Source organism: Gemmobacter caeruleus (genome assembly GCF_008271655.1).
Classification (GTDB): Bacteria; Pseudomonadota; Alphaproteobacteria; order Rhodobacterales; family Rhodobacteraceae; genus Gemmobacter; species Gemmobacter caeruleus.
The window spans coordinates 1-1,807 of the sequence record NZ_VKKX01000037.1 but is presented as its reverse complement, the minus strand read 5'-3'; the positions used below and the strand labels follow the sequence as shown (position 1 = coordinate 1,807).

Annotated in this window: 3 protein-coding genes and 1 pseudogene; all 4 read left to right on the top strand. The window is 62.2% G+C overall.

Features of this window, described 5'->3' with window-relative positions; genetic code table 11:
* Window positions 1–134: 134 nt before the first annotated feature.
* Window positions 135–284: pseudogene (locus tag FOA17_RS13415) on the top strand (JAB domain-containing protein); the annotation flags it as partial.
* 113 nt (window positions 285–397) lie between these two features.
* Window positions 398–916, top strand: a complete 519-nt coding sequence (locus FOA17_RS13410; RefSeq protein ID WP_108437620.1) for a DNA repair protein RadC — start codon at window positions 398–400, stop codon at window positions 914–916.
* A 100-nt stretch (window positions 917–1,016) separates the two neighbouring features.
* Window positions 1,017–1,508 (top strand): DUF6878 family protein, encoded by a 492-nt coding sequence (locus FOA17_RS13405; RefSeq protein WP_149142020.1) that lies wholly within the window; start codon window positions 1,017–1,019, stop codon window positions 1,506–1,508.
* 10 nt (window positions 1,509–1,518) lie between these two features.
* Window positions 1,519–1,807, top strand: a 289-nt coding sequence (locus FOA17_RS13400) for a DUF6915 family protein (RefSeq protein ID WP_420841712.1), incomplete at its 3' end; no start/stop codon positions are given.

Sequence of the window (1,807 nt, the reverse complement as noted above, 5' to 3'; positions counted from 1 at the left end):
AAAATGGCAGGTGCGGTCATGTTGCACGGCGAGCACCGTTATGTGTCCGACTTCGGTCCACAAGCCATTGAAAGACCAACCCATCTTGACGGTAGGAGACATAAGAAAACGGGGCACAAAAGGTCCACAACCACCCCTCCGGTGATCCGACGCCTTCCGAGGCGGATATCACCATGACGAAAGAAATCCAGAAGGGCTGCAAGTATCTCGGCCTGACTTTGCATGACCACATCATCGTGGGTGGGGGCCAGGAACTCTCTCTTCGGGGTTTGGGCAAGATGTGACCCGTCCTTCGGATCAACACCTTCCGTCGCCCCTTCGAGGAAGAGGGCGGCGGTTTGGTCTTTGACGCTTGAGGCGGGGAGAGAGGCTTCCCGCACCGTCGGAGATATTTCCCATGTTCGACCTTTCCTTTCCGGCCCTATCGACCCCGTTTCCGGCTGACGCCATGCCGGTCGTCGCGCACAGCACTTTTGACCCCGCGCTGCCCTTTTCTCTGACGCTGCCTGATCGCAACCCTGCGGCTGCGATGTCGGGAGAGGCCCATCCCCTGATCATCGGCCATTTCGCGACGCTGGCCGAGGCCATGCGGGGCGCGATCAAAATGGCGGACGAAATGGAGCCTGATGCTGCACCGCGCATGCTGGCGATCCTTGACCGCGATGAGCGTCTTGTCCTTGCCGGTGCTGCAGCGAATGGCGCTGTCGCTTGGTGCGCTCCGGTCATGACCGCGACTGAGGCCCGGGTCGTGGTTATGGAAGCAAGCCAGCTTCGGGCGCAGGCAAGCCGTGCGGCGGACTGGCTGGAGAGCGATCTCGCAACCCGCCTGCGGCAGCGTGCCGATCTCTTGGAGGCTCGCCTCGTGGATCCACTCTGGCGCGCCTTTGCCACGCGCGCCCTGCAGATCGCGGCATGACCCCAGAGAGGCAGAGGAGGGCAGGGGGCTTTTGTGAGCTTCGCCGGGGCAAGAGAGTACCCGGTGGGCTCCGACCCTTTCACCTTCTTCGGAGACCCCCATGACCCAGGTTGAACCCACCCTCCCGGCGCCGATGCCGCCGTCCACCATCGACTTCGCCGCAGTGTTCGCGGCGCAGGCCAAACAAGCCGCCCGCGAGGCCGAACTGCGTCCGGCCAACAGAGATCGCCTATTCGATGCCCTGACCGCCGCCGGCATTTCTCATGTCACGGTCAGCTTCGATGGCGAGGGCGACAGCGGCCAGATCGAAAGCGTCGCCGCCTGGTCAGGGGAGACCGCCGTCAATTTCCCTGCCGTGGAAATCCCCTATGCCGCGATCACCTGGGACAGTCCCGAGGTCGAGATGCGGCAGCTTTCGCTCGAAGATGTCGTCGAACAGCTCGCCTATGATTTCCTCAGCGACACCCACGGCGGTTGGGAGAACAACGACGGCGCCTATGGCGAGTTCTGCTTCGACGCCAGCGCCCGCTGCATCCACCTCGAGTTCAACGAACGGTTCACGTCGTCCGAACTCTTCACCCATGAATTCTGAGGGGGCGGCGATGGCACATCCGTATCACCACGCGCTCTCCTCGGTGAAAAAATGGGGCGGCACGGCCGACGACTTCATGGCAGTGCATTCGTGGTTTGACGCCAGCAAAATGCTGCATGCGGACTTTCGGCATCGGGCGCTGCGCCACCATGCCGAGGGAATATTCATGGCTGTTACATGGACAGGCAAGCGTAAAGGCGCAGGGGTCTTGGGTAGGAACAGGCCGACCGCCGCGCTCCCAAAAAAGCTGGCGGTGGTCGGCCTGTTCCGTGTGCAGGACCGCATTTCATTCCAATTCC